Genomic DNA, 23,181 nt, shown 5'->3' on the forward strand with positions numbered 1-23,181 from the left:
ACCCGCCAAACGGACGTCAGGCGCAGGTATGCTCGGCCCATGAGCGCACCTACCGCCGTCACCACCGACACTACCCGGCCTGCCTCACAGCTGTTGTGGCGGCTGCTCGCACTGCTCTACGACTTCTTCCCGGCGCTGGCACTGTGGATGCTGGTCGGCGCGCTGTTTACCGCCGGCTACGCCACCGGCCACGCTGCGCGCGAGAACATCGCGCCGTTCAGCCCGCTGCAGTGGGTGTTGTGGGGGTGCTGCTGGGTGGTGACCGGGGTGTATGCCGTCGAAAGCTGGCGGCGCGGTGGGCAGACGCTGGGGATGCGGCCGTGGCGGTTGCAGGTGGTGGGCGCCGACGGCACCGCGCCCACGCGGCGGCAGCTGTGGCTGCGTTATGCGGTGGGTACGGTGTCGGTGCTGCTGGGCGGCCTGGGACTGTGGTGGGCGTTGATCGACCGCCAGCGACTGACGTGGCATGACCGGATGTCCGATACGCGTATGCAGCGGCTGCCCAAGCGGTAACCGCGCTTCTTCGATCACAAGCCCTGCGTCAAAGGGCCGATCACCGTTATCGGCAGTCGTTTGGGAACCGACCCTACCCGTCGCCCGCCGCCGGGGTTACCCGGATTTGCGCCGGAACAGCATTCCCGACACCACCAGCATCACGATCGGTGGCAACGCGTAGGCGATGCGGTAATCGAACTTCAACGCACCGGCCATGCGCCCGAAGAACAGCTGCAGCAGCCAGAAGCCCAGCGCGAACAGGATGCCCAGGAACAGGCGCTTGCCCATGCCGCCGCTGCGCAGTGAACCGAACGCGAACGGGACGGCGGCCAGGCACAGCGCCAGTACGTTCAGGGGATAGAACCAGCGGCTCCAGTAGATGTCCTCGTAATCGCGCGCGTCCAGCCCGTTGCGCTTGCGGTACTCGATGCTGGTGCGCAGGTCGCGCGCGGCCAGGTTGCGCGGCTTGGAGAAGCCCGAGGCCAGCGCGCCCGCATCCAGCTTGGAATCCCACTTTTCGGTTTCCGCAGTGGTACGGGTGGCCGAACGCTCGCCGAAGGTATCGCGGCGAACCTTGTTCAGGGTCCACCCATCGGCCGTGTGTTCGACGGTGCCGGCATGGGTCACCGACGCGATTTTTCCGTCAGGTGCGATCTGATACAGGCTCACGTCGCTGAGCACCAGCCGGGTCCCGCCACCGGGCAGCAGCTGCTCTTCGCCACTGGTCGCGGTGAGGAACGTGTCGCCTTCGCGCACCCATACCCCCGAGTATCGCGATGCAGACAGGCTCTGCCCCGACTTCGCACTGGCCTTGATGTTGTCGGCACGATTCTGCGCCCAGGGCGCCAGCGTCTCGCCGCTCAACACCATCACCGCCGTCATCAGGGACAACGCGATTGCGACCGAGGCGCTGAGCCGCTTGCGCGACAGTCCCAGCGCGCGCAGCGCGGTGAGCTCGGAGGTGGCCGCCAGCTGGCCCAGACCCATCAGCGAACCGATCACGGCCGCAGTGGGGAAGAAGGTGTAGGCGCGGCGCGGCACCGTGTACAGCACCCAGGCCGCCGCGTGGCCGAGCGTATAGCCGCCCTTGCCAACGTCCTTGAACTCGCCGGAGAAGGCCATGACCACGTCCAGGCCCACCAGCACGGCCCAGGTCAGCAGAACCGTGCCGAACACCGCCCGGCCCAGGTAGAAATCAAACCGCATCGGATGAAGCTTCATGCGGTCCTCCGCGGGCGCGAGAGTCTGCCGTCGCGCAGATACATCCAGATGGCCAGCGCCAGCAACGGCAGGCTCAACCACCACAGGCCGAAGGTCGCCGGTATCTTGCCGTCAGCGATCCATCGGGTACCAATGAACATCAGGTTCATGCCGACCATGTAGGCAAGGAAGGCAAACATCATCCTTCCGTACCGCTGCTGGCGCGGCGAACTGCGCGCCAGTGGCAGGGTCATCAACGCAAACGCCAGGGCGATGAGCGGAGGCGTGATGCGCGAGTGCAGCTGCGCCTGGGCCTCCGGCCGGGCATCGCCGAACAGGCGGCTGGTCGGCAGCAGCTCGGGATCATTGTCATCGCGGGTGATGGCCCCATCAGGCAGCGCAACATCGTTGCGGACGAAGGTCATCAGCCGGTAATCCAGCGCGCCGTTGGCCGGGCCCTCGATCTGGTGGCCGTCATCGAGCTGCAGATAGCGCTGGCGGTCGCCCTCGAAGAACATCTTGCCGCTTGCGGCCGACACCACCTCGATCCGGTCGCCCCGGCTGCGCTGGACGAAGATCCGCCCCAGCCCGCTGCCGTCGGCCGAGACCGAGGACAGGTAGACCACCCCGCCATTGGGCAGCATGGTGAACTTGCCCGACTCCAGCCCGGCCATGACCAGGCTCTTGTTGGCGTCTTCGATCATCTGCTCGCTGGTCCGGTCCGCCCAGGGGCCCAGCCACAGCGAGCACAGCGCGATCAGCCCCACCACCGGCAGCACCATCATCAGCACCGGGCGCAGCAGCCGCCGGGGCCCGACCCCGATGGCGGTCAGGACCGCCATTTCCGAGTCCCGGTACAGCCGCGCCGTGGCCAGCAGCAGGCCCAGCATCAGCGCCAGCGGCAGGATCAGCGGCATGTAGACGATGAACTGCAGGCCGAGCTGGGAGAACAGCAGGCGGGCAGGCAGGCGGCCATCGGCGATGTTGCCGAGGATGTCCACCAGCACGCCGCCCACGCTTACCACCAGCAATACGATCAGGGTGGCCAGAAAACTCTGGACGAAATCACGCAGGAGATAGCGATCGAGCTTCGACATGGGGCGGTGGTTTAAACTCTCGGATTCGTTCGCGTGGTTGCCCAGTCTACTGACGGGACGTAAACAGCTCGCGATTGTACGTATTTGCCAACGGAATCTGATCAATGGCCCTGGAATTCACCCTGAACCACGCTGCCCCGGCCTCGGCCGAGGTCGACTGCGTCATCGTTGGCGCCTACGCCGACCAGACCCTGAGCCCGGCGGCACAGGCCCTGGACGCCGCCTCGGGCGGCCGTCTGACCGCCCTGGTCGCCCGCGGCGATGTCAGCGGCAAGACCGGCGCCACCACCCTGCTGCATGACGTCGCCGGCGTGAAGGCCGCGCGCGTGCTGGTGGTCGGGCTGGGTGAGCCGGCCAAGTTCGGCGTGCCCCAGTACCTCAAGGCGGTGGGCGACGCCAGCCGCGCATTGAAGAGCGGGGCCATCCGCCACGCGCTGTTCACCCTCGCCGAGATCGAGGTCAAGGGCCGCGATGCCGCCTGGAACATCCGCCAGGCCGTGATCAGCGCCGATCACGCCGCCTACCGCTACACGGCCACCCTGGGCACGAAGAAGGCCGAGGCCCCGGGCCTGGCCACGCTGGCCATCACCGGTACCGACGAGCAGGCTCTGACCCAGGGCCGGGCGATCGCCGCCGGCGTGCAGCACGCCCGCGAGCTGGGCAACCTGCCGCCGAACCTGTGCACCCCGGCCTACCTGGCTGAATCCTCGGTGGCCTTCGCCAAGGCCCATGCCGGTGCCGAAGCGGAGATCCTGGACGAGACGCAGATGGAAGCGCTCGGCATGGGCTCGCTGCTGGCGGTGGCCCGTGGCTCGGCCAACCGCCCGCGCCTGGTGGTGCTGAAGTGGAACAATGGCGGCGACGCCAAGCCGTACGTGCTGGTGGGCAAGGGCATCACCTTCGACACCGGCGGCGTGAACCTGAAGACCCAGGGCGGCATCGAAGAGATGAAGTACGACATGTGCGGTGGCGCCAACGTCATCGGCACCTTTGTCGCGGCCGTCACCGCGAAGCTGCCGCTGAACCTGGTGGTGGTGGTCCCGGCGGTGGAAAACGCCATCGACGGCAATGCCTACCGCCCGTCGGATGTGATCACCTCGATGTCGGGCAAGACCATCGAAGTGGGCAACACCGACGCCGAAGGCCGCCTGATCCTGTGCGACGCGCTGACCTACGCGCAGCGCTTCGAGCCGGCCGCGCTGGTCGACGTGGCCACCCTGACCGGTGCCTGCCTGGTCGCCCTGGGCCACCAGACCGCCGGCCTGATGACCAAGCATGACGACCTGGCCAACGAACTGCTGGCCGCCGGCGAGCACGTGTTCGACCGCGCCTGGCGCCTGCCGCTGTGGGACGAGTACCAGCCGATGCTGGATTCCAGCTTTGCCGACGTCTACAACATCGGCGGCCGCTGGGCCGGCGCCATCACCGCCGGCTGCTTCCTGTCGCGCTTCACCGAAGGCCAGCGCTGGGCGCACCTGGACATCGCCGGCGTGGCCAGCGATGAAGGCAAGCGCGGCATGGCCACCGGCCGTCCGGTCGGCCTGCTGACCCAGTGGCTGCTCGACCAGGTCGGCCGCGCCCATGTCGCGGGCTGACTTCTACCTGATCGCCAAGCCCCGCTTCCTGACCGAGCCGCTGCGCCTGGTCTGCGAGCTGGCCCGCAAGGCCAACGATGCGGGGCTTTTTACCCTGGTGCTGGCGCGCGACACCGCCCAGGCCGAGGAGCTGGACGAGCTGCTGTGGTCGTTCGACGACGATGCCTATATTCCGCACCAGATTGCCGGTGAAGACGTGGATGAGGAAGAGGCGCTGGTGCTGATCGCCGCGCCCGGTACCGACGCCCCATCGCGCCCGCTGGTGATCAACCTGCGCGACGACCCCTACCTCGGCGCCTGCGACCGGGTGTTGGAAGTAGTGCCGGCCGACCCGGAAGCCCGCGAGCCGCTGCGCGAGCGCTGGCGCCAGTACAAGGCGCTGGATTTCGAGCTGAACAAGTACGACATGTAAGCCCGTGCCGGCGCCCTTGATCGGGCCGGCCGGCGCCCTGATCCTTTACTGATTGCCTCCTGGTTGCCCCCGCATGACCCAACTTGCCTCCAGCTACGACCCCAAGACCTTCGAAACGGAGCTGTACGACTTCTGGGAGAAGGCCGGGCACTTCAAGCCGTCCGGCAAGGGCGAGCCGTACACCATCCTGCTGCCGCCGCCGAACGTGACCGGCACGCTGCACATGGGCCATGCCTTCCAGCAGACCCTGATGGATGCGCTGGTGCGCTACCACCGCATGCGCGGCTACGACACGTTGTGGCAGGTGGGCACCGACCACGCCGGCATCGCCACCGAAATGGTGGTGTCGCGCAACCTGGCGCTGGCCGGCAATGGCGAGAGCCGCGATTCGCTGGGCCGCGACGGTTTCATCGAAAAGGTGTGGGAATGGAAGGCGCAGTCGGGCGACATCATCGAGCGCCAGATGCGCCGCATGGGCACCTCGGCGGACTGGTCGCGCAGCACCTTCACCATGGACCCGCAGCCATCCGAAGCGGTGGTCGAAGCGTTCCTGCGCTGGCATGAGCAGGGCCTGATCTATCGTGGCCAGCGGCTGGTCAACTGGGACCCGGTGCTGAAGACCGCCATTTCCGACCTGGAAGTGGAAAGCGTGGAGGAAGACGGCTTCCTGTGGTCGATCAGCTATCCGCTGGCCGATGGCAGCGGCAGCCTCACCGTCGCCACCACCCGCCCGGAGACCATGCTCGGCGACACCGCCGTGATGGTGCACCCGGAGGACGAACGCTATGCGCACCTGATCGGCAGGATGGTGAAGCTGCCACTGACCGACCGCGAGATCCCGGTGATCGCCGACGATTACGTCGACCGCGAGTTCGGCACCGGCGTGGTCAAGGTCACCCCGGCGCACGATTTCAACGATTACCAGGTAGGCCTGCGCCACGACCTGCCGATGATCAACCTGTTCACCCCGGTGGCGGCGATCAACGACAACGCCCCGGAAAGGTACCGCGGGCTGGATCGCTACGAAGCGCGCAGGGTGGTGCTGGCTGAGCTGGAAGAACTGGGCATCCTGGTTGAAACCAAGGCGCACAAGCTGCAGGTGCCGCGCGGCGACCGTACCGGCCAGGTGATCGAGCCGTACCTGACCGACCAGTGGTTCGTGAAGATGGACGTGCTGGCCAAGCGCGGCCTGGAGCTGGTCGAGAACGGTTCCATCCAGTTCGTCCCGGCCAACTGGATCAACACCTACCGCCACTGGATGGAGAACATCCAGGACTGGTGCATCAGCCGCCAGCTGTGGTGGGGCCACCGCATTCCGGCGTGGTTCGACGACGCCGGCACCTGCTACGTCGGCCGCGATGAAGCCGACGCGCGTGCGCGCGCCCAGCTGGGCGCTGACGTGGTGCTGCGCCAGGACAGCGACGTGCTGGAAACCTGGTTCTCCTCGCAGCTGTGGCCGTTCTCCACCCTGGGCTGGCCGAACGCGCAGGCGATGGCCGAGCGCGGTTTCGAGCGCTACCTGCCGTCGTCGGTGCTGATCACCGGCTTTGACATCATCTTCTTCTGGGTGGCCCGCATGATCATGGCCACCGACAGCTTCACCGGGAAGATCCCGTTCAAGGACGTCTACATCACCGGTCTGATCCGCGATGCGCAGGGCCAGAAGATGTCCAAGTCCAAGGGCAACGTGCTCGACCCGCTGGACATCATCGACGGCATCTCCATCGACGACCTGGTCGCCAAGCGCACCACCGGGCTGATGAAGCCCAAGGACGCGCCGAAGATCGAGAAGGCCACCCGCAAGGACTTCCCCGACGGCATCATCGCCCACGGTGCCGACGCGCTGCGCTTCACCATCGCCGCGCTGGCCACCCATGGCCGTGACATCAAGTTCGACATGAGCCGCGCCGAGGGCTACAAGAACTTCTGCAACAAGCTGTGGAATGCCAGCCGTTTCACCCTCATGAACACCGAAGGCGCGCAGTTCAGCGGCGTGCCGCAGCCGCGCACCGATGCCGAGCGCTGGATCCTGGCGCGGCTGGCAGCGGTGTCGGCCGAGGCGCAGGCGCACTTCGCTAACTACCGCTTCGACCTGCTGGCGCAGGCACTGTACGAGTTCGCCTGGAACGAATTCTGCGACTGGTTCCTGGAACTGACCAAGCCGGCCCTCAATGGCGACAACGCCGAGGACGCGGCCAGCACCCGCCACACCCTGCTGTATGTGCTGGAAGCGCTGCTGCGCCTGCTGCACCCGCTCACCCCGTTCGTGACCGAACAGCTGTGGCGCCAGGTTGCGCCACGCCTGGGCATCGACGAGGACACCATTTCGCTGCGCGCCTACCCGACCGCTGCGGAGTTCGCGGGTGATTTCGTGCAGGCCGAGGCCGATGTGGAGTGGCTGAAGTCGATGGTCAGTGCGCTGCGCCGCGTGCGCAGCGAACTGAACGTGCCGCCGGCCAAGCAGGTCGGCCTGCTGCTGCAGGGGGGCAGCGGGGATGACCGCAACCGCGTGGCCCGCTTCACTTCGTCGCTGTCGTTCCTGCTCAAGCTGGAGCGCATCGAGTGGTTGGCTGCCGATGCGGAAACGCCGCCGGCCGCTACCGCGATCGTGGGCGAGCTGAAGCTGCTGGTGCCGCTGGAAGGCCTGGTCGACCTGGGCGCCGAACGCGCGCGCCTGGACAAGGAAATCGCGCGGGTGGAGGCGGAGAAGGAAAAGAGCGCCACCAAGCTGTCCAAGTTCACCGACAAGGTGCCGGCGGCGGTGATCGAGCAGGAGCGCGTGCGCCTGGTCGACTGGACCGCGCAGCTGGAAGGCCTGGTCGCGCAGCGCGCGAAGCTGTAGAGCCTGTCAATCGGCTTCCGGACAGGCGACCAACGGTCGCCTGCTACCGCGGGGTGCCGGGATCGGCCCTTTGACGCATGGGCGCTGACCGGCGAAACGCCTTCCCCGCCAATGTTCATGCCGCAACCGAACGCGGGCAGTGCAACGGCGGTCGATAGGCGTGCGACCCTACCAGCGAGCCGGACGGTAGAGTCGGTTCCCAAACGACTGCCGATATGGGTGATCGGCCCATTGACGCATGGACCCCGATCGGAAAAACGGATTCCCACCACACCCGACGTTGTTACAACGGCGGCATCGTCTGGATGTCGTCGTCGACCAGTTCGATCGCCATCACCAGCGCGTCTTCGCGCCCATCACGGGCCGGGTAATAGCGCGGGCGGCGGCCGATCTCGTTGAAGCCCTCGCTGTGGTACAGCGCCACCGCCGGCGTGTTGGACGGGCGCACTTCCAGGAATACCCGCTGCGCGCCATGCTCGCGCGCCAGCTTCACCAGCGCGCGGAACAGCCGCCGGCCCAGGCCACGGGCCTGGCACGCCGGATCGATACAGACATTGAGCACGTGCGCTTCGTCGGCGGCGATGCTGAGCACGCCATAGCCGACCAGCACGCCATCATCGTCCAGCGCCAGCGCGGGGTAACCGGCACGCAGGCAATCGACGAAGATGCCGCGCGTCCACGGGAACGGGTAGCCGCGCAGTTCGATTTCCATCACCGCATCCAGGTCGGCCTCGCGCAGCGCGCGCAGCGACATCGGGCGCGCCGAACTGACCGCGCTCACCCGCGGCCCCGCTTGCGCAGTGCCCTCAGCTGCGGCCACAGCGCGCGCTTGGCCGCGGCATTGCCACGCAGTTCATCCAGCTTCCAGCCGGCCATCAGCGCCTGCGTTTCCGGCTCGGCCGGGTTGCAACCGGACGCGCGCAGCAGTGCGATCTGCAGGCGGTCGGGCATGCGCACTGCCGCGCGGCGCGCGCCGCTGGCGCGTTCGCGGGGCGCGACGGCAGGTGCCGGCTCGTCAATGCGGGTTGGCGCGGAGCGACGCGCAGGTGCCGGCTGGGTCTGCGGGGGCGGTGCCACGGCAGCCTCGGCCATGCCCAGGTCGATCCCCGTCTCCGGACCGGCCATCTCCACGTTGCCGTCCACGAACACCGTGTAGCCCATCGCCTGCAGCCAGGACTGCTGCGCCGGGGTCCACAGGGACGGGTCGGCCGGGCTGCTCACGCGGCGGGCTCGACCGGCTTGCGGGTACGCTGCCACAGCCAGCTGACCGGACCGGACAGGGCATAGATCACCCCGACCGCAAACAGTACGCGCGGCAGGTCGATGACCATGATGGCAATGGCGATCGGCACCAGCGCCAGGGCCAGGAAGGGCACCCGGTCGGCCCGCGGGCCTTTCTCGCCGCTGCCCTTGAAGCTCCAGAATCGGATCCGGCTGACCATCAACAGCGCCGCCACCAGGGTCACGCCCAGCGCCACGTAGCGCAGTTCATTGCCGTCCCAGCCCAGCGTGCCATCGGCGAACGCCCACACGAACGACATCATCAGCCCGGCCGCGGCCGGGCTGGCCAGGCCGATGAACCAGCGCTTGTCGACCACGCTGACCTGGGTGTTGAAGCGGGCCAGGCGCAGCGCCGCGCAGGCGGCATACAGGAACGCCACCGCCCAGCCGACCCGGCCGAGGATGGGGTCGTCGAATTTCAGCCACGACAGCGACCAGTGGTACATCACCAGCGCCGGGGCCATGCCGAAGCTGACCAGGTCGGCCAGCGAGTCGTACTGCACGCCGAACTCGCTGCTGGTGCCGGTCAGGCGCGCCACCCGCCCATCCAGGCCGTCCATGACCGCTGCCACGAACACGGCGATGGCGGCATTGACGAAATCGCCGTTGGCCGCCGCGATGATCGCGTAGAACCCGGCGAACAGGCCCGCAGTGGTGAACAGGTTGGGCAGCAAATAGATGCTGCGCGAGCGCGGCGGGGGTTTCATCTGATCCATGCCGCCAGTTTAGTGGCTGCGGCCCGGTTTGGGGGGAGGCTTGCCAGCATGGAGCGGGAATGCTGCAATCGCGCCTCTGTCCCCGCTGCCCGGAGTTGCCATGCGTGCCCTGCCCCTCGTGTGCTGCCTGCTGCTGCTCGCCAGCGCCCCGGCCAGCGCTGGAACCGTCTACAAGTGGAAGGACGCCAACGGCGTGACCCAGTATTCGGAGAAGCCGCCCGCCGGCCGGACCGCCGAACAGCGCCAGATCCAGAACCGGGACCCGGTCGGCGGCACGCCGCAGGCAAAGGCCGCACCGGCCGAATCGGCCGACTGCACCACCGCCCGCAACAACCTGGCCCTGCTCAACGGCAAGGGCGCGGTGCTGCAGGACACCGATGGCGACGGCAAGCCCGATTCCCCGCTGGACGACACCCAGCGCCAGAGCCAGAAGGGGCTGGCCGAAGCGGGCATCAAGGCCTACTGCAAGCCGGCGGCCTGACCACACGACCAACGGTCGTGTGCTACCCGGCAGGTATCGACCGTCGGTCGACCACGGCGTCGGCAGGTATCGACCGTTGGTCGACCACGGCGTCGGCAGGTATCGACCGTTGGTCGACCACGGCGTCGGCAGGTATCGACCGTTGGTCGACCCCGGCGTCGGCAGCTATCGACCGTTGGTCGATACGCCCCCCGGGCCCGAATTGGGCACGTTGGCGGTCGGGCTGGCAACGACGTGAATGCCCGCCTACATTTTGCCAGCCGTGCTGGCAAAATGTAGGCTTTCCGCCGTTCAGCGAAGCCGACGATGCGCCTCTCCCAGTTCCACCTGCACACCACCAAGGAAACCCCCGGCGACGCCGAGCTCACCAGCCACCGGCTGATGCTGCGTGCGGGCATGATCCGCAAGCTGGCCTCGGGACTCTATATCTGGTCGCCGCTGGGCCTGCGCGTGCTGCGCAAGGTCGAGCGCATCGTGCGCGAGGAAATGGAGCGTGCCGGCGCCATTGAATTCCAGGTGCCGACCCTCCAGCCCAAGGACCTGTGGGAGGCCACCGGGCGCTGGGAAAAATTCGGCCCGCAGCTGCTCAAGATCAAGGACCGCAAGGAGCAGGTGTTCTGCTACAGCCCCACCGCTGAAGAGGCCGCCGCCGATTTCGCGCGCCAGGAACTCAACAGCTACAAGCAGCTGCCGGTGAACTTCTTCCAGATCCAGACCAAGTTTCGCGACGAGATCCGCCCGCGCTTCGGCGTGATGCGCGCGCGCGAGTTCCTGATGAAGGATGCCTATTCCTTCCACCTCGACGATGCGTGCCTGGTGCGTGAGTACGAGAACATGAAGGCCGCCTACGCCCGCGTGTTCACCCGCCTGGGCCTGGACTTCCGCATGGTGCAGGCCGATTCCGGCGCGATCGGCGGCGATGCCTCGCAGGAGTTCCACGTCATCGCCGACTCCGGCGAAGACGCACTGGTGTTCTCCACCGGGTCCGATTACGCGGCCAACATGGAAGCAGCCGTCGCCGCTGCCCCGGGCCCGCGCCCGGCCGCCAGCGAAACGTTGCGCAAGGTGGAAACGCCCACCCAGAAGACCTGCGAGGCGGTGGCCGCCCTGCTCGGCCTGGGCCTGGAGCGTACCGTCAAGTCGATCGCGATCATGACCGAGGCCGGCTTCGTGCTGGCGCTGGTGCGTGGCGACCACGAGGTCAACGAGATCAAGCTGGGCAAGGTCGACGGCCTGCAGGGCTACCGCATGGCCGGCGAGGCGGAAATCGCCACGCACCTGGGCAGCGAACCGGGCTTCCTGGGCCCGCTCAACCCGGCCAGACCGATCCGCATCGTGGCCGATCGAGACGTCGCCGCGATGGCCGATTTCGTCATCGGTGCCAACGAAGCCGGCTTCCATATTGCCGGTGTCAACTGGGGCCGTGACCTGCCCGAGCCGGAAGTGGCCGACATCCGCAATGCAAAGGAAGGCGACCGCGCCGCCGATGGTGGCGAGCTGCGCGTGGCACGCGGCATCGAAGTGGGCCACGTGTTCCAGCTTGGCCGCCAGTATGCCCAGGCGCTGAATGCCACCGTGCTGGACGAAAACGGCAAGGCCGCGGTGATGGCGATGGGCTGCTACGGCATCGGTATCTCGCGCATCGTTGCCGCGGCCATCGAACAGAACCATGACGACGCCGGCATTATCTGGCCCGACGCGATGGCGCCGTGGCAGGTGGTGGTGTGCGTGATCAATCCCAAGCAGGACGAGGGCGTGGCCAACGCCGCGGTCGAACTGCTGGGCCAGCTGCAGGCGGCTGGCCTGGACGCGGCACTGGATGACCGTGGGCTGCGCCCCGGGTCGATGTTCGCCGACATGGAGCTGATCGGCGTGCCGCACCGGGTGGTGGTGTCCGAACGTGGCCTGGCCGCCGGCACGTTCGAGTACCGCGCGCGCAGCGCCAGTGAAGCCGAAAGCCTTGATCGCGACGCGTTGATGGCCAGGCTGGCGAAGTGATGACGGTGCCGGGTGAAACATCCCGGCATTTTATTGTCCCGTTTCCATTGATTAATTCTTCGCGCTGTGCATTCCAGAAATGAGAATGTATGCTGTTGCCGCGCCAAGGACTGGCTCAACCCCGTCCTTCTATTTTTAGATTCCGGAGCAGTTGATGAGTATTGACCTGAGTGGCTTGTCCGCCAAAGAGCTGGGCGCACTGATCAAGAACGCCAAGAAGCAGCAGACGATCGTCGCCAAGCGCCCGGCCATCACCAAGGTCCGCGCACAGCTGACCAAGTTGGCCAAGGCAAACGGATACACCCTGGAAGAAGTAGCAGGCGTTGCGGCCCCCACCCGCGGCCGCGCCGGCAAGGTCGCCAAAGCCGCACCCGCCAAGGCCGTGCGCAAGCTCGGCAAGGTCGCCCCGAAATACCGCAACCCAGCCAACCCCAAGGAAACCTGGACCGGCCGCGGCAAGCAGCCGCGCTGGCTGGCAGCCCACACCACCAAGGGCAAGAAGCTGGAAGAGTTCCTGATCAAGAAATAAGCGAACCGCTGATCGCGCTCGTTTCGAAACGCCGGCTTGGATGCCGGCGTTTTTTTTTGCCATGCATCGTGCGACGTCTTTGATCGTTTCGAATCTCTCAGAAACTCACAGATTCTTTCGTGCCGGTACCAGCAGGTTGCCGAACAACAATCCCGCCACCAGTGCCATGACCACGTTGAGCACGGTCATCAGCACGGTCTGGCCGGCGCTCATGTCCTGCTGCTGCACCAGGGTGAGCACGCCGCGCAGGCTGGTACTGCCCGGCACCAGCATGATGATGCCGGGCAGGCGGATGATCGCGCCGGGGCGCTGCACGATGCGGCCGAACAGGTTGCCCGCCGCGGTCATGATCATGGCCGACATGAAAATGCCGGCTGGCAGGCCCCAGGCCTGGCCGGCAAACTTGGAGATCGCGTAACCGGCCACCGAGGCGGCGATCACCCACGGGTAATCGCGGCGGTTGGCCTTGAACAGCATCGCGAACGCAAACGCCGCCACCAGCAGCGCACTCCATTCCACCCAGTCCGCCTGTGGCCGCGACGCGCGCACCAGCGGATCCAGCCCGACAATGCCCGAGAGCGTCACGGCGATCACCGCGCCCACCGTCAACTTCAGGATGGTGGTGATCGCGCCGGCGAAGCGTGCCGTCCCCGATACCCAGTGCTGGCTGGCCAGCTCGTTGACCGCGTTGGTCAGCGACATGCCGGGCAGCATGACCACCAGCGAGGCGATGATTACCGTGTTGAGGTTGAGCGCGCCCACGAACGACGCCACCAGCGCCGCCACGGTGCCCGCCAGCAGCGCGGCCAGGGCCTCGCTGGCCTCGCGGCTGGCCGGACGGCGGTCGGTGATGAGCGTCATCAGCCCGATCAGCAACCCGATCACCCCGGCCGTGGCGATATCCAGCCACGGCAGCTTCCACAGCCCGGCCACGCCGGCCGCGCCCAGGCTGTAGGACAGGATCATGCGGATCTTGCCGCGCCGGCCCGGGTCCTTGTCCAGTTGTCGCAGCGCGGTATGCCCCTGCGCGATGCTCATCGTGCCGTTGGACACCGCCTCGGTGATCTGGTCGGCGATGCTGAGCTTGTGCAGGTCGTTTTCGCCCGGTGCCAGCCGGATCACGCGCGTGATGTCCGACGAACCGATGGCCTTGGTCGGGTCGCTGAAGCTCAGGATCAGCCCGGTCGGGTTCGACCAGGGCTCGCAGTCCAGGTCCAGCCGCTGCGACAGTGCAACCACCGCCGCCTCCAGCCGCTGGGCCGTAGTGCCGTAGCTGTGCAGCCGTCCGGCGATCTCGGACACGAAGGCCACCCGCTGTGCGTAGGTGGCGGGAGGGGTGGCAATGGCGGGTGCGTCTGCAGACATGCGGCGTAGTATTACCTGATGTCGGGGCGCGCACACACTTGCCGTCCACGCAGACAGGTTATGCTGCGTGGAGGACGCCCCATGACGCCAGACCAGACCCCCAAACTTGAACAGGATCCACAGGACCCCGGTCTCATCCGGTTGTCCGGCCAGTGGACGTTGCGCACCGCGCTGGACGCGGCCGAAGTGCTGCGCGCGGCGCCGGAGAAGGTCACCGGCATCGATGCCAGCGGCATCACCCAGCTGGATTCGGCCGGCGTGCTGCAGGTGCTGCGCGTGGCCCATCGTGCCGACCTGGCCGAGGATGCACTGACGTTCCGCGAAGACCACCGCGCGCTGGTCTGCACCATCGAAGAAGTGGCCGACGACCGCCCCAAGGCCAAGCGCGACTTCGGCGTGCTGGCCGCGCTGGAGCGGCTGGGCCGCAGCGTGCACGCCACCGGCCACAACATCGTGGCGCTGGCCAGCTTCCTGGGCGAGAACCTGGTCAAAGGCAGCCGCCTGCTGCGCGAGCCGCGTCGTTTCCGACTGACCGCGACCGTGCACCATATGGAGCAGGTCGGGCTGGACGCGGTGCCGCTGGTGGCCCTGCTGTCCTACCTGGTGGGCGCGGTCATCGCCTTCCTCGGCTCGACGATCCTGCGCGACTTCGGCGCCGAGATCTACGTGGTGGAACTGGTCAGCATCGCGTTCCTGCGCGAGTTCGCCGTGCTGCTTACCGCCATCGTGCTGGCCGGCCGCACCGCCAGCGCCTTCACCGCGCAGATCGGCTCGATGAAGGCGCGCGAGGAAATCGACGCCATCCAGACCCTGGGCCTGGACCCGGTCGACCTGCTGGTGCTGCCGCGGCTGATCGCGCTGCTGATCACCCTGCCGCTGCTGACCTTCGTGGCGATGATCGCCGGCCTGGCCGGCGGCGTCACCGTGGGCGCATTCGATCTGGATATTCCGCCGCAGATGTACCTGGCGCGCCTGCACGAGACCATCGAAGTGCGGCACATGCTGGTGGGCCTGTCCAAGGCGCCGGTGTTTGCCGCCGTGATCGGCCTGATCGGCTGCCTGGAAGGGCTGAAGGTGGAAGGCACCGCGCAGTCGGTGGGCGAGCGCACCACCTCCAGCGTGGTGCAGACCATCTCGCTGGTGATCATCATCGACGCGTTTGCCGCGTTGTGGTTCATGCACATGGATTGGTGATGATGACCACGGCCGCCCCCGAAGAAGATACCCGCCCCGACCTGGACGACGCGTCCGGGCTGGCCATCCGCGTACGCGGGTTGACCAACCGCTTCGGCACCCAGACCGTGCACGACGGCCTGGACCTGGACGTGCGCCGCGGCGAGATCCTGGGCGTGGTCGGCGGCTCGGGCACCGGCAAATCGGTGCTGATGCGCAGCATCCTCGGGCTGCGCCGGCCCGATGAAGGACAGATCGAAGTGCTGGGCGTGGATGCACGTTCGGACAATCGCGCCGACCGCCTGCACATCGAGCGCAACACCGGCGTGCTGTTCCAGGATGGCGCACTGTTCTCGTCCATGACCGTGGGCGAGAACGTGCAGGTGCCGCTGAAGGAACACCACGGCGAACTGCCCGAGCGCTGGCATTACGAACTGGCGCTGTTGAAGGTGAAGCTGGCCGGCCTGCCGGCCGATGCGATCAACAAGCTGCCCTCGCAGCTGTCTGGCGGCATGCGCAAGCGCGCCGGCCTGGCCCGCGCGTTGGCGCTGGACCCGCCGCTGCTGTTCCTGGACGAGCCCACCGCCGGGCTGGACCCGATCGGCGCGGCCGCATTCGACCGCCTGATCAAGACCCTGCAGGAAGCACTCGGCCTGACCGTGCTGCTGATCACCCACGACCTGGACACGCTGTATGCCATCTGCGACAGAGTGGCCGTGCTGGCCGACCACAAGGTGATCGCCAACGCGCCGTTGCCTGAGATCGAACAACTGGAGCATCCGTGGATCCAGGAATATTTCCACGGACCGCGCGCGCGTGCTGCACGCGCTGCCAAGCAGAAGAGCGAGTAAGCCATGGAAACCAAAGCCAATTACGTACTGATCGGCGCGTTCACCCTGATCGTGGGGCTGGCATTGCTGGCCTTCGGGTTGTGGGCGGCCAAGTACTCCTCCGACCGCACCTGGACCGAATACCGCGTGGTGTTCCGCGAGGCCGTGACCGGCCTGTCGGTGGGCAGCCCGGTGCAGTACAACGGCATCGCGGTCGGTTCGATCACCGAACTGAACCTGGTGCCGGATGACCCGCGCCAGGTGGTCGCGCGGATCCGCCTGAACTCCAACACCCCGGTCAAGACCGACACCCGCGCCAAGCTGGCCATCACCAGCCTGACCGGGCCGTCGATCATCCAGCTCAGCGGCGGCACGCCCCAGGCGCAGGCGCTGACTGCGGTGAACAAGGACCCGGCGCCGATCATTCCGACCACCCCGTCGGCACTGCAGAACATCACCGACGTGGCCAACCGCATCGTCGAGCGCATGGACCAGGTATTGAGCGACCGCAACGTGGCCAGCATCAACGCCACCCTGGCCAACCTGGAAACCATCAGCGGCGGCCTGGCCGACCGTGACCAGGGCACCCAGGCGCTGCTGCTCAGCGCGCGCGATGCCGCGCGCAGCCTGGACGACACCCTCAAGACCACCAACGGCACCATCCAGCGCCTGGACACGAACCTCGTGCAGCAGCTGCCGCCGATCCTGGACAAGCTGGAAACCACCCTGACCAAGCTCGATTCGGCCGCCGGAAGTGCCGATTCGATCCTGGGCGAGAACCGCGCGGCCATCAACAGCTTCGCCAACGACGGCCTGGCCCAGCTGGGCCCGACCCTGACCGAACTGCGCGGGCTGATCCGCGACCTGCGCCGGGTCAGCGACAAACTGGACAACAACCCGGCCCGCTATCTGCTCGGCCGCGACGCGCCGAAGGAGTTCGAACCCAAATGAGCCGCTTCCCTCTCCTGCCCGCCTCCCTGCCCCGCCTGCTGCTTCCGGCGGCCCTGATGATCGCGCTGGGCGCCTGCTCTTCGTTGCTTGGCGGCGGCGAACGCAGCCAGGTCACCATCTATTCGCCGGTGGTGCGCATCCAGCCGGATCCGTCGTGGCCGAAGGTCGACTGGCAGCTGGTGCTGGTCAAGCCGACCGCCGCGCGCGTGGTCGACAGCCCGCGCATCAACGTTCGCCCCAACCCCGGCGAGCTGGAGGTCTACAAGGGCGTGAGCTGGGCGCAGCCGGCCACCGACATGGTGGACGATGCGCTGGTGCGCGCCTTCGAGGATTCCGGCCGCATTGCCGGCGTGGCCCGCGCCACCACCGGCATCCGTGCCGACTACAAGCTGGCGCTGGATGTGCGTCGCTTTGAATCCGATTACCGCGGCCAGGCCACGCCGACCGCGCTGATCGAGATCAACGCCAAGCTGATCCATGTCATCGACCAGCGCGTGGTGGCCGACCGCACCTTCCGCCAGGAACAACCGGTGCCCAGCACCAGCACCGCCGATGTGGCGCAGGCATTCGAGAAGGGCCTGCAGGCAGTGACCACCGAGCTGGTGGGCTGGACGCTGGTGACCGGCCAGGCCGACAGCAGGACGGCTGCGGTTATTCCGACGCGGCTGCGTTGATCCAACGGAAGGTCAGGTTGATGCGTTCGGCCAATGGCCGGGCGCTTTTCGGTAATGCGTGCTGATAGAAGGTCTGGGTGCGTCCGCCCATCACCAGCAGATCGCCATGGCCGAGGGTGACTTCCGCCTTGCGTGCATGATCATCGCGACGCCGCAGCAGGAACCGCCGCGCTGCACCCAGGCTCAATGACGCAATCAGGGGCGTAGGCCCAAGCTCGGGCTCGTTGTCGCTGTGCCAGCCCATGCCATCGTCATTGTCGCGGTAGCAGTTGAGCAGCACGCTGTTGAACGGCTGCCCGCAGAAATCCGACAACGCATCGCGCAGCGGAACCAATGCCGGGTGCCAGGCATGTGGCACGAAGTCGGTACCCGAATAGCGGTAGCGCGCTGCAGGATCACCCATCCAGCAGCTCAGCCGCGGCGAATCCACCTGCCGGCCGAACATCTTGATTCTGTGCACCTCCCACGGCACCTCGCCGCGCAGCTGCCGCTGCAGCGCATCGGCCGCGTCGGTGGGCAGCCAGTGGCGGTGCCAGTGCACCTGGGCATCGGGAAGGTGGAGGTCCATGGTGGAACGCTAGCATGGCGCTGAACGGCCCGCATGCGCCCGGTGGGCGCCTTTTCCCCTGATTTTCATGCCGTTACCGGGCGCGGGCAGTGAAATGGCGGTCGATTGGGATGCGACCCTACCGCGGGCACCAGCTTGCACGGCGATGTAGGGTCGGTTCCCGAACGACCGCACGCGGCGGCTCCACATCCGGTAACGCATGACCCCAGACCGACATCCGCTGCTCCGCAGCCGAACTCTCGCTATGCCACACGCACCCAGCCGCCTACAATCGGCGTTCCCCCAGCGTGACCGGCGGCAAGCACCCCGCCGCCTACCGGCAGAGAACCCGCAATGAGAAGTCATGACAGCAGCAAGCGCATCCTGGTCACCGGTGGTGCCGGGTTCCTCGGCTCGCACCTGATCGAGCGCCTGCTCGACCAGGGCCACGAAGTGGTCTGCGCCGACAACCTGTTCACCGGCACCAAGCGCAACATCGCGCACCTGCTGGGCAACCCGAACTTCGAGTTCCTGCGCCACGACGTGACCTTCCCGCTGTACATCGAGGTCGACCAGATCTGGAACCTGGCCTGCCCGGCCTCGCCGATCCACTACAGCCACGACCCGGTGCAGACCACCAAGACCTCGGTGCACGGGGCGATCAACCTGCTGGGCCTGGCCAAGCGGCTGGACTGCCGGATCTTCCAGGCGTCCACCAGCGAAGTCTACGGCGACCCGAGCGTGCACCCGCAGCGCGAAGAGTACTGGGGCAACGTCAACCCGATCGGGCCGCGCTCCTGCTACGACGAAGGCAAGCGCTGCGCCGAGACCCTGTTCTTCGACTACCACCGCCAGCATGGGCTGGACATCAAGGTGGCGCGCATCTTCAACACCTATGGCCCGCGCATGCACCCCAATGATGGGCGCGTGGTGTCCAATTTCATCGTGCAGGCGCTGCGCGGCGAGAACATCACCATTTACGGCGAGGGCCAGCAGACGCGTTCGTTCTGCTATGTGGATGATCTGATTGAAGGGTTCATCCGGCTGATGGACACCGACAAGGATTTCACCGGGCCCTGCAACCTGGGCAATCCGGCAGAGATGACCATCCGCGAGCTGGCCGAGGCGGTGATCGCGTTGACCAACTCAGGCTCCAAGCTGGTGTTCAAGCCGCTGCCGCAGGATGACCCGATGCAGCGCCAGCCGGATATCACGTTGGCCAAGAGCCGGTTGGGCGGCTGGGAGCCGCAGGTGAAGCTCGAAGACGGTCTTCGGCGGACGATTGCCTATTTTGATGGATTGTTGAGCGGCTGAGAGATCGCTCCGATCTGGCGTCATGCGTTCCCGGGCGATGAGCCGTTACGTGCGGTCGTTTGGGAACCGACCCTACCGCAGCCGCCTGATCAGTGGCATTGGTAGGTGACGTCCTGGCGGCTGTGGCGGAACGGGTCGGTCAGGTCGTCGGAGTATTTGCCAAGCAACAGGCGCTGCTTTGGCAGGAAATGCTGGCGATAGAAGCGGCTCATGGCCGCTACACGGCGGCCCTTGTCGGTGAGCAGCACGCAGCCGTTGGCGATCTGGATCGTGCCCGAGCTTTCCTGTTCGGTCAGCCGCACGTCCACCAGCCGATGTTCCACCATGTATTCCCTGGTGAACACGTCCTGGAAGGCATCCTGGCGGATGCCGCCGCCACGCTGGTCCAGCTTTTCAAGGATGTAGAACGACAGTGAACGGTCGATCACGGTGGGCACTGAAATCGCGAAGGAATAACCGCCCAGCAACCATACCGCGATCAGCAGTACTTTCTCGGTAACGGTGAAGCGCCGCAGCGCAGGCAGCAGCAGCAACAGACCGGTCAGCACCGCCGTCAGCAGCGCATCGCCGATCGCCGCGTAGAACACCACGTCCACGGCGAAGAAGCGCACGTGCAGGAAATGGATGCCCAGCAGCAGCACCACGTAGACGATGGTCAGCAGCAGTGCGTTGCGCAGGGTTTTCATGGCTTGAATACCAGCAGGCGGTTGCCCAGGAATGAAAGGATGAACTGGATGATGCTGATCAGCACGAAGCCCACGCGGTAGTCGAACTTCAGCAGATCCGACCATAGCGCCATCAGCCCGCCGTTCAGCAGCGCAATGGCCGCATACAGCAGCACGAACCGCCACAACTGGCCGCTGGCGCGGGCCTGGGTGGCGGCAAACACGAAGTAGCGGTTGCCCAGGAAGGAAGCCACGATGGCCACTGCCGCGGCCAGCAGGTTGGCCACGCCCTTGGAGGGCACGTGCACCACTTCCACCAGCAGGGTCAGCACCGCGAAGTGCACGCCGGTGGCCACCAGCCCGTTGATGACGTACCGCAGCAGCTGGCGGAGTTCAGCGCCGCGCGACATCGGCCGACACTTCGACGACACCCGCCAGGTACTCGCGGTAGGCCCCCGGCTTCTGGATGGTGCCGCGCACGATGCCACTGAGCATCAGCGTCATCAGGGTCAGCGTACCGGTCTGCAGGAACACCAGGAACAGCACGCCCAGCGCCATCGAGAACCAGCCCGGGGTGGCATAGCCAGCCAGCTTGAGCAGGGTGGCCACCACGGCCAGCACGATGGAGGCCGAAGAAACCAGCACGCACATCAGGCCCACGCGGACCAGCACGTCCTCGGCAAACACCATCAGCGCGCGGAAGCCATGCAGGGTGAGCCCCACGAAGTTCATCTTGCTCTGCCCGGCGTAGCGCGGCCCACGGTCGATCGGGCACACCGCCAGGCGCAGCTTGCTGGCGATCAGTCCGGCCGCCACATGGGTCCAGACCTCGTGCATCGCGTTGAGCCGGTGCAGCGCACTGACCTTGATCGCCATGAAGTTGCCGAAGCTGATGGTGCGCCCGGTCAGCAGCTGGAAGATGAATTTGTAGACCACGTAGAACGCGCGGAAGCGCAGTGTTTCCACCCGGCTCCTGCGCCGTGCCACCGCTACGTCCACGTTCTCGTCGCGCACCGCCTCCAGCAGGGTGGCGATGGTGTCGGGCAGGTCCTCGCCGTCGGAATCCATCACTACAACGCGTGTTGCGTCTGGCAGGTTCTCTTCGACGTAACCCAGCCCGATCGCGATCGCCTTCTGGTGGCCCACATTGCGACGCAGCTTCAGCACCACGCCACTGACCCCGGAACTGGACAGCTGGAACGGCTGCACCGGTTCGCGGATCGAGCCGTCGTCCACGGCCACCACGAACACGCGGTCGCCGTACAAGCGTGCCAGCTCGGTAAACAACCGGGTCGAGGCCAGGTGGTCCTCGTAGACCGGAGTCACCACCACGAACGACTCGTTGGACTCAAGCATTCCGTTCTCCTGCGGCGTGCGGCGGGCCCGCCCTTCTCCACTGGTCCATTACCACCAGCAGCGCATACATCAACAGCAGCTGCACCGGCAGCGCCACGCGCTTGGCACTGGTGGCCAAGTGCCAGGCCAGATCGTGCGGGGTGCTCAGGTACACCGCGAACAGCACGCCAAAATAGGCCGCGGCGACGGCCAGCCCGGCCCGGGCCGCAGATACGCGCCAAGTGCGCGCCCACAGTACCAGCAGCAGCACCAGCGGCACCCACACGGCACTGCGCAGCAGCGCCTTCAGGATCAGCACGCTGGGTGCCAGATCGGGCAGGCGCGCCAGCAGCTGCCCCTTCAGGTCGCTTTGGGCCAGGTCATTGCCCAGGTCGGCGCCGGCCACGGCCAGCTTCCACGCCAGCAGCGGCAGCATCGACACGGCAAACGCGGCCAGCAGGCCCCAGGGCATGCGGCGGTCGCGCAGCAGGACGGTCCCCACCGCGACCACGCCCACCAGGATGGCCAGCACCGCGCCTTCGTTCTTGATCAGGGTCAGCACCGCTGACAGCGCCGCGTAGGCGGCGAGGTTGAACCAGGCCGCCTCAGCCGCGTCCCTGCGCGGCTGGATCGCCACGGCAAGCGCCGCGACCGCGTAGACCGCCAGGAACGCATCCATATAGCCATCGACCAGATAGCGCCCACCCACCTCCAGCACCGCTACCCCCAGCAGCCCGGCGGCCCACCACGTGCGCAGGCTGCGCGCGATCAACAGCAGCGGCGGCAGCAGCAGGAGCGTCGCGGCGGCCTTGGGGAATATCTCGTTCCAGTGCCCCACCACCCTGGCGGCGGTGGCCGACCACAGCGGCATCAGTGACGGGTAGTCGTTGTGGCTGAAGTTCGCATAGCCGTCCAGCTGGGCGTACAGCGAATTCTCCAGGTAGATCCGCTTGGCATGCAGCATCCAGATCGAGCGCGGGTCCCATTCGTCGGTGGGGCTGCCCAGCGCCAGCACCAGCAGCACCGCCACGATGCCCAGCATCCAGGCCGCGCGGCCGTCGCGCAGGGCCAGCAGCGACCATACCGCGCAGGCCAGCACCGCAATGAAGGCAAGCTGCGCCGGCAGCCCTACCCAGCCGAACGCGGCGAAGGCATAGCAGAGCAGCACGCCGGCCAGCATGCCCAGCGCGGGGCGTGCGCCACCGTCAGTGGCAGTCAACGAGAACAATGCGCTCACTCCTTGAGATTTCAGTGCAGTTCGGCTGCTGCGGGCCGGGGGTACGCCAGAGCATCAGGCCCTTGTCGGCCCAGTGGATACGGCGGGGGTACAGCCCGTCCCACAGGCGCTCGCGGACCAGCGGGTCTTCCCAGAGGCCCGGCGCCAGCGCGATCGGCGCACCACTGTGCTCGTGGCGGAGCAGCTCGCGGGCTTCGACCACCTCGGGCGGTACCGATTCGACCCAGCCGGCGTCAGCAACAAAGGCCTGGCGCAGCAGGGTGCTATCGAAATGGACATCCTTGGCGATGCCGCGCAAGCCCACCACCAGCGCCGCGCCGATCACCAGACCGGCCAGCCAGCGTTGTAAAGCGGAGGGGGTTCCCTTCCCGGGTTTGATCACGGCAGCGTTCCAGGTTCAGCCAAGCCCGAAAGTCTAGCATTGGGCCAGCGCCGGACCGTGTG

General features: G+C 66.9%; 23 protein-coding genes and 1 pseudogene. 12 read left to right on the forward strand and 12 right to left on the reverse strand.

Annotated features, from left to right (window positions below):
* Positions 1–39: 39 nt before the first annotated feature.
* Positions 40–513 (forward strand): RDD family protein, encoded by a 474-nt coding sequence (locus tag ACGFZ3_RS08835; RefSeq protein ID WP_392919337.1) that lies wholly within the window; start codon positions 40–42, stop codon positions 511–513.
* 96 nt (positions 514–609) lie between these two features.
* Here the strand turns inward: ACGFZ3_RS08835 and lptG are convergent, their stop codons facing one another.
* Together lptG and lptF are read right to left on the reverse strand one after the other, a co-directional pair.
* Positions 610–1,716 (reverse strand): LPS export ABC transporter permease LptG, encoded by a 1,107-nt coding sequence (gene lptG, locus ACGFZ3_RS08840; RefSeq protein WP_392919340.1) that lies wholly within the window; start codon positions 1,714–1,716, stop codon positions 610–612.
* Positions 1,713–2,792 (reverse strand): LPS export ABC transporter permease LptF, encoded by a 1,080-nt coding sequence (lptF, locus tag ACGFZ3_RS08845; protein WP_392919343.1) that lies wholly within the window; start codon positions 2,790–2,792, stop codon positions 1,713–1,715. Before lptF ends, lptG begins: the two co-directional genes overlap by 4 nt.
* A 104-nt stretch (positions 2,793–2,896) precedes the next feature.
* Here lptF and ACGFZ3_RS08850 point away from each other — a divergent pair, with 104 nt between their 5' ends.
* The 3 genes from ACGFZ3_RS08850 to ACGFZ3_RS08860 all read left to right on the forward strand — a co-directional run bounded on the left by ACGFZ3_RS08850 (position 2,897) and on the right by ACGFZ3_RS08860 (position 7,641).
* Positions 2,897–4,387, forward strand: a complete 1,491-nt coding sequence (locus tag ACGFZ3_RS08850; RefSeq protein WP_392919346.1) for a leucyl aminopeptidase — start codon at positions 2,897–2,899, stop codon at positions 4,385–4,387.
* Entirely contained in the window at positions 4,374–4,799 is a 426-nt protein-coding gene (locus tag ACGFZ3_RS08855) for a DNA polymerase III subunit chi (protein ID WP_392919348.1), read from the forward strand. Before ACGFZ3_RS08850 ends, ACGFZ3_RS08855 begins: the two co-directional genes overlap by 14 nt.
* A 73-nt stretch (positions 4,800–4,872) precedes the next feature.
* Positions 4,873–7,641, forward strand: a complete 2,769-nt coding sequence (locus ACGFZ3_RS08860) for a valine--tRNA ligase (RefSeq protein WP_392919351.1) — start codon at positions 4,873–4,875, stop codon at positions 7,639–7,641.
* Positions 7,642–7,924: 283 nt separating this feature from the next.
* On the opposite strand, the gene rimI is transcribed toward ACGFZ3_RS08860, so the two are convergent.
* From rimI to pssA, 3 genes are read right to left on the reverse strand one after another with little or no spacing between them, the layout of a single operon-like run.
* A complete protein-coding gene (gene rimI / locus ACGFZ3_RS08865; RefSeq protein WP_392919354.1) occupies positions 7,925–8,422 on the reverse strand; it encodes a ribosomal protein S18-alanine N-acetyltransferase in 498 nt (165 codons plus the stop codon).
* A complete protein-coding gene (locus tag ACGFZ3_RS08870) occupies positions 8,419–8,862 on the reverse strand; it encodes a hypothetical protein (RefSeq protein WP_392919356.1) in 444 nt (147 codons plus the stop codon). The genes rimI and ACGFZ3_RS08870 overlap by 4 nt, the downstream gene beginning before the upstream one ends.
* Positions 8,859–9,638: a CDP-diacylglycerol--serine O-phosphatidyltransferase gene (gene pssA / locus ACGFZ3_RS08875; protein WP_392919359.1), complete on the reverse strand. Its 780-nt coding sequence runs from the start codon at positions 9,636–9,638 to the stop codon at positions 8,859–8,861. The genes ACGFZ3_RS08870 and pssA overlap by 4 nt, the downstream gene beginning before the upstream one ends.
* 100 nt (positions 9,639–9,738) lie before the next feature.
* Here pssA and ACGFZ3_RS08880 point away from each other — a divergent pair, with 100 nt between their 5' ends.
* From ACGFZ3_RS08880 to ACGFZ3_RS08890, 3 genes and pseudogenes are all read left to right on the forward strand, one after another.
* Positions 9,739–10,119 carry a DUF4124 domain-containing protein gene (locus tag ACGFZ3_RS08880; RefSeq protein ID WP_392919362.1) on the forward strand — a complete coding sequence of 127 codons (381 nt, stop codon included), beginning with the start codon at positions 9,739–9,741 and terminating at the stop codon, positions 10,117–10,119.
* Positions 10,120–10,425: 306 nt separating this feature from the next.
* Positions 10,426–12,117: a proline--tRNA ligase gene (locus ACGFZ3_RS08885; protein ID WP_392919365.1), complete on the forward strand. Its 1,692-nt coding sequence runs from the start codon at positions 10,426–10,428 to the stop codon at positions 12,115–12,117.
* Positions 12,118–12,271: 154 nt separating this feature from the next.
* Positions 12,272–12,643 (forward strand): annotated as a pseudogene (locus tag ACGFZ3_RS08890) (H-NS family nucleoid-associated regulatory protein); the annotation flags it as partial.
* A 108-nt stretch (positions 12,644–12,751) separates the two neighbouring features.
* Here the strand turns inward: ACGFZ3_RS08890 and ACGFZ3_RS08895 are convergent.
* Complete coding sequence (locus ACGFZ3_RS08895; RefSeq protein WP_392919368.1) at positions 12,752–14,011, reverse strand: threonine/serine exporter ThrE family protein; 1,260 nt, start codon at positions 14,009–14,011, stop codon at positions 12,752–12,754.
* 81 nt (positions 14,012–14,092) lie between these two features.
* On the opposite strand from ACGFZ3_RS08895, the gene ACGFZ3_RS08900 reads away from it, so the two are divergent.
* The 4 genes from ACGFZ3_RS08900 to ACGFZ3_RS08915 are packed head-to-tail and all read left to right on the forward strand — an operon-like array spanning position 14,093 to position 17,639.
* Complete coding sequence (locus ACGFZ3_RS08900; RefSeq protein ID WP_392919371.1) at positions 14,093–15,205, forward strand: MlaE family lipid ABC transporter permease subunit; 1,113 nt, start codon at positions 14,093–14,095, stop codon at positions 15,203–15,205.
* Positions 15,205–16,035, forward strand: a complete 831-nt coding sequence (locus ACGFZ3_RS08905) for an ABC transporter ATP-binding protein (protein ID WP_392919374.1) — start codon at positions 15,205–15,207, stop codon at positions 16,033–16,035. Before ACGFZ3_RS08900 ends, ACGFZ3_RS08905 begins: the two co-directional genes overlap by 1 nt.
* 3 nt (positions 16,036–16,038) lie before the next feature.
* A complete protein-coding gene (locus tag ACGFZ3_RS08910) occupies positions 16,039–16,965 on the forward strand; it encodes an MlaD family protein (protein ID WP_392919377.1) in 927 nt (308 codons plus the stop codon).
* Positions 16,962–17,639, forward strand: a complete 678-nt coding sequence (locus ACGFZ3_RS08915; protein ID WP_392919380.1) for an ABC-type transport auxiliary lipoprotein family protein — start codon at positions 16,962–16,964, stop codon at positions 17,637–17,639. Before ACGFZ3_RS08910 ends, ACGFZ3_RS08915 begins: the two co-directional genes overlap by 4 nt.
* On the opposite strand, the gene ACGFZ3_RS08920 is transcribed toward ACGFZ3_RS08915, so the two are convergent.
* On the reverse strand, positions 17,617–18,207 hold the full coding sequence (locus ACGFZ3_RS08920) for an alpha-ketoglutarate-dependent dioxygenase AlkB family protein (RefSeq protein ID WP_392919383.1): 591 nt from the start codon (positions 18,205–18,207) through the stop codon (positions 17,617–17,619). The genes ACGFZ3_RS08915 and ACGFZ3_RS08920 overlap by 23 nt on opposite strands.
* 333 nt (positions 18,208–18,540) lie before the next feature.
* Here ACGFZ3_RS08920 and ACGFZ3_RS08925 point away from each other — a divergent pair, with 333 nt between their 5' ends.
* Positions 18,541–19,500 (forward strand): UDP-glucuronic acid decarboxylase family protein, encoded by a 960-nt coding sequence (locus ACGFZ3_RS08925; RefSeq protein ID WP_392919387.1) that lies wholly within the window; start codon positions 18,541–18,543, stop codon positions 19,498–19,500.
* Between the two features lie 89 nt (positions 19,501–19,589).
* Here ACGFZ3_RS08925 and ACGFZ3_RS08930 read toward each other — a convergent pair whose 3' ends face one another.
* The 5 genes from ACGFZ3_RS08930 to ACGFZ3_RS08950 are packed head-to-tail and all read right to left on the reverse strand — an operon-like array spanning position 19,590 to position 23,119.
* Entirely contained in the window at positions 19,590–20,186 is a 597-nt protein-coding gene (locus ACGFZ3_RS08930) for a hypothetical protein (RefSeq protein WP_392919390.1), read from the reverse strand.
* Positions 20,183–20,575 carry a GtrA family protein gene (locus ACGFZ3_RS08935; RefSeq protein WP_392919393.1) on the reverse strand — a complete coding sequence of 131 codons (393 nt, stop codon included), beginning with the start codon at positions 20,573–20,575 and terminating at the stop codon, positions 20,183–20,185. Before ACGFZ3_RS08935 ends, ACGFZ3_RS08930 begins: the two co-directional genes overlap by 4 nt.
* Positions 20,559–21,521, reverse strand: coding sequence for a glycosyltransferase (locus ACGFZ3_RS08940; protein ID WP_392919396.1), 963 nt, complete (start codon positions 21,519–21,521; stop codon positions 20,559–20,561). Before ACGFZ3_RS08940 ends, ACGFZ3_RS08935 begins: the two co-directional genes overlap by 17 nt.
* Positions 21,514–22,728 (reverse strand): hypothetical protein, encoded by a 1,215-nt coding sequence (locus ACGFZ3_RS08945; RefSeq protein WP_392919399.1) that lies wholly within the window; start codon positions 22,726–22,728, stop codon positions 21,514–21,516. Before ACGFZ3_RS08945 ends, ACGFZ3_RS08940 begins: the two co-directional genes overlap by 8 nt.
* Positions 22,706–23,119: a hypothetical protein gene (locus ACGFZ3_RS08950; protein WP_392919402.1), complete on the reverse strand. Its 414-nt coding sequence runs from the start codon at positions 23,117–23,119 to the stop codon at positions 22,706–22,708. Before ACGFZ3_RS08950 ends, ACGFZ3_RS08945 begins: the two co-directional genes overlap by 23 nt.
* Positions 23,120–23,181 lie beyond the last annotated feature (62 nt).

Source organism: Stenotrophomonas sp. NPDC047960 (genome assembly GCF_043204395.1).
Classification (GTDB): Bacteria; Pseudomonadota; Gammaproteobacteria; order Xanthomonadales; family Xanthomonadaceae; genus Stenotrophomonas.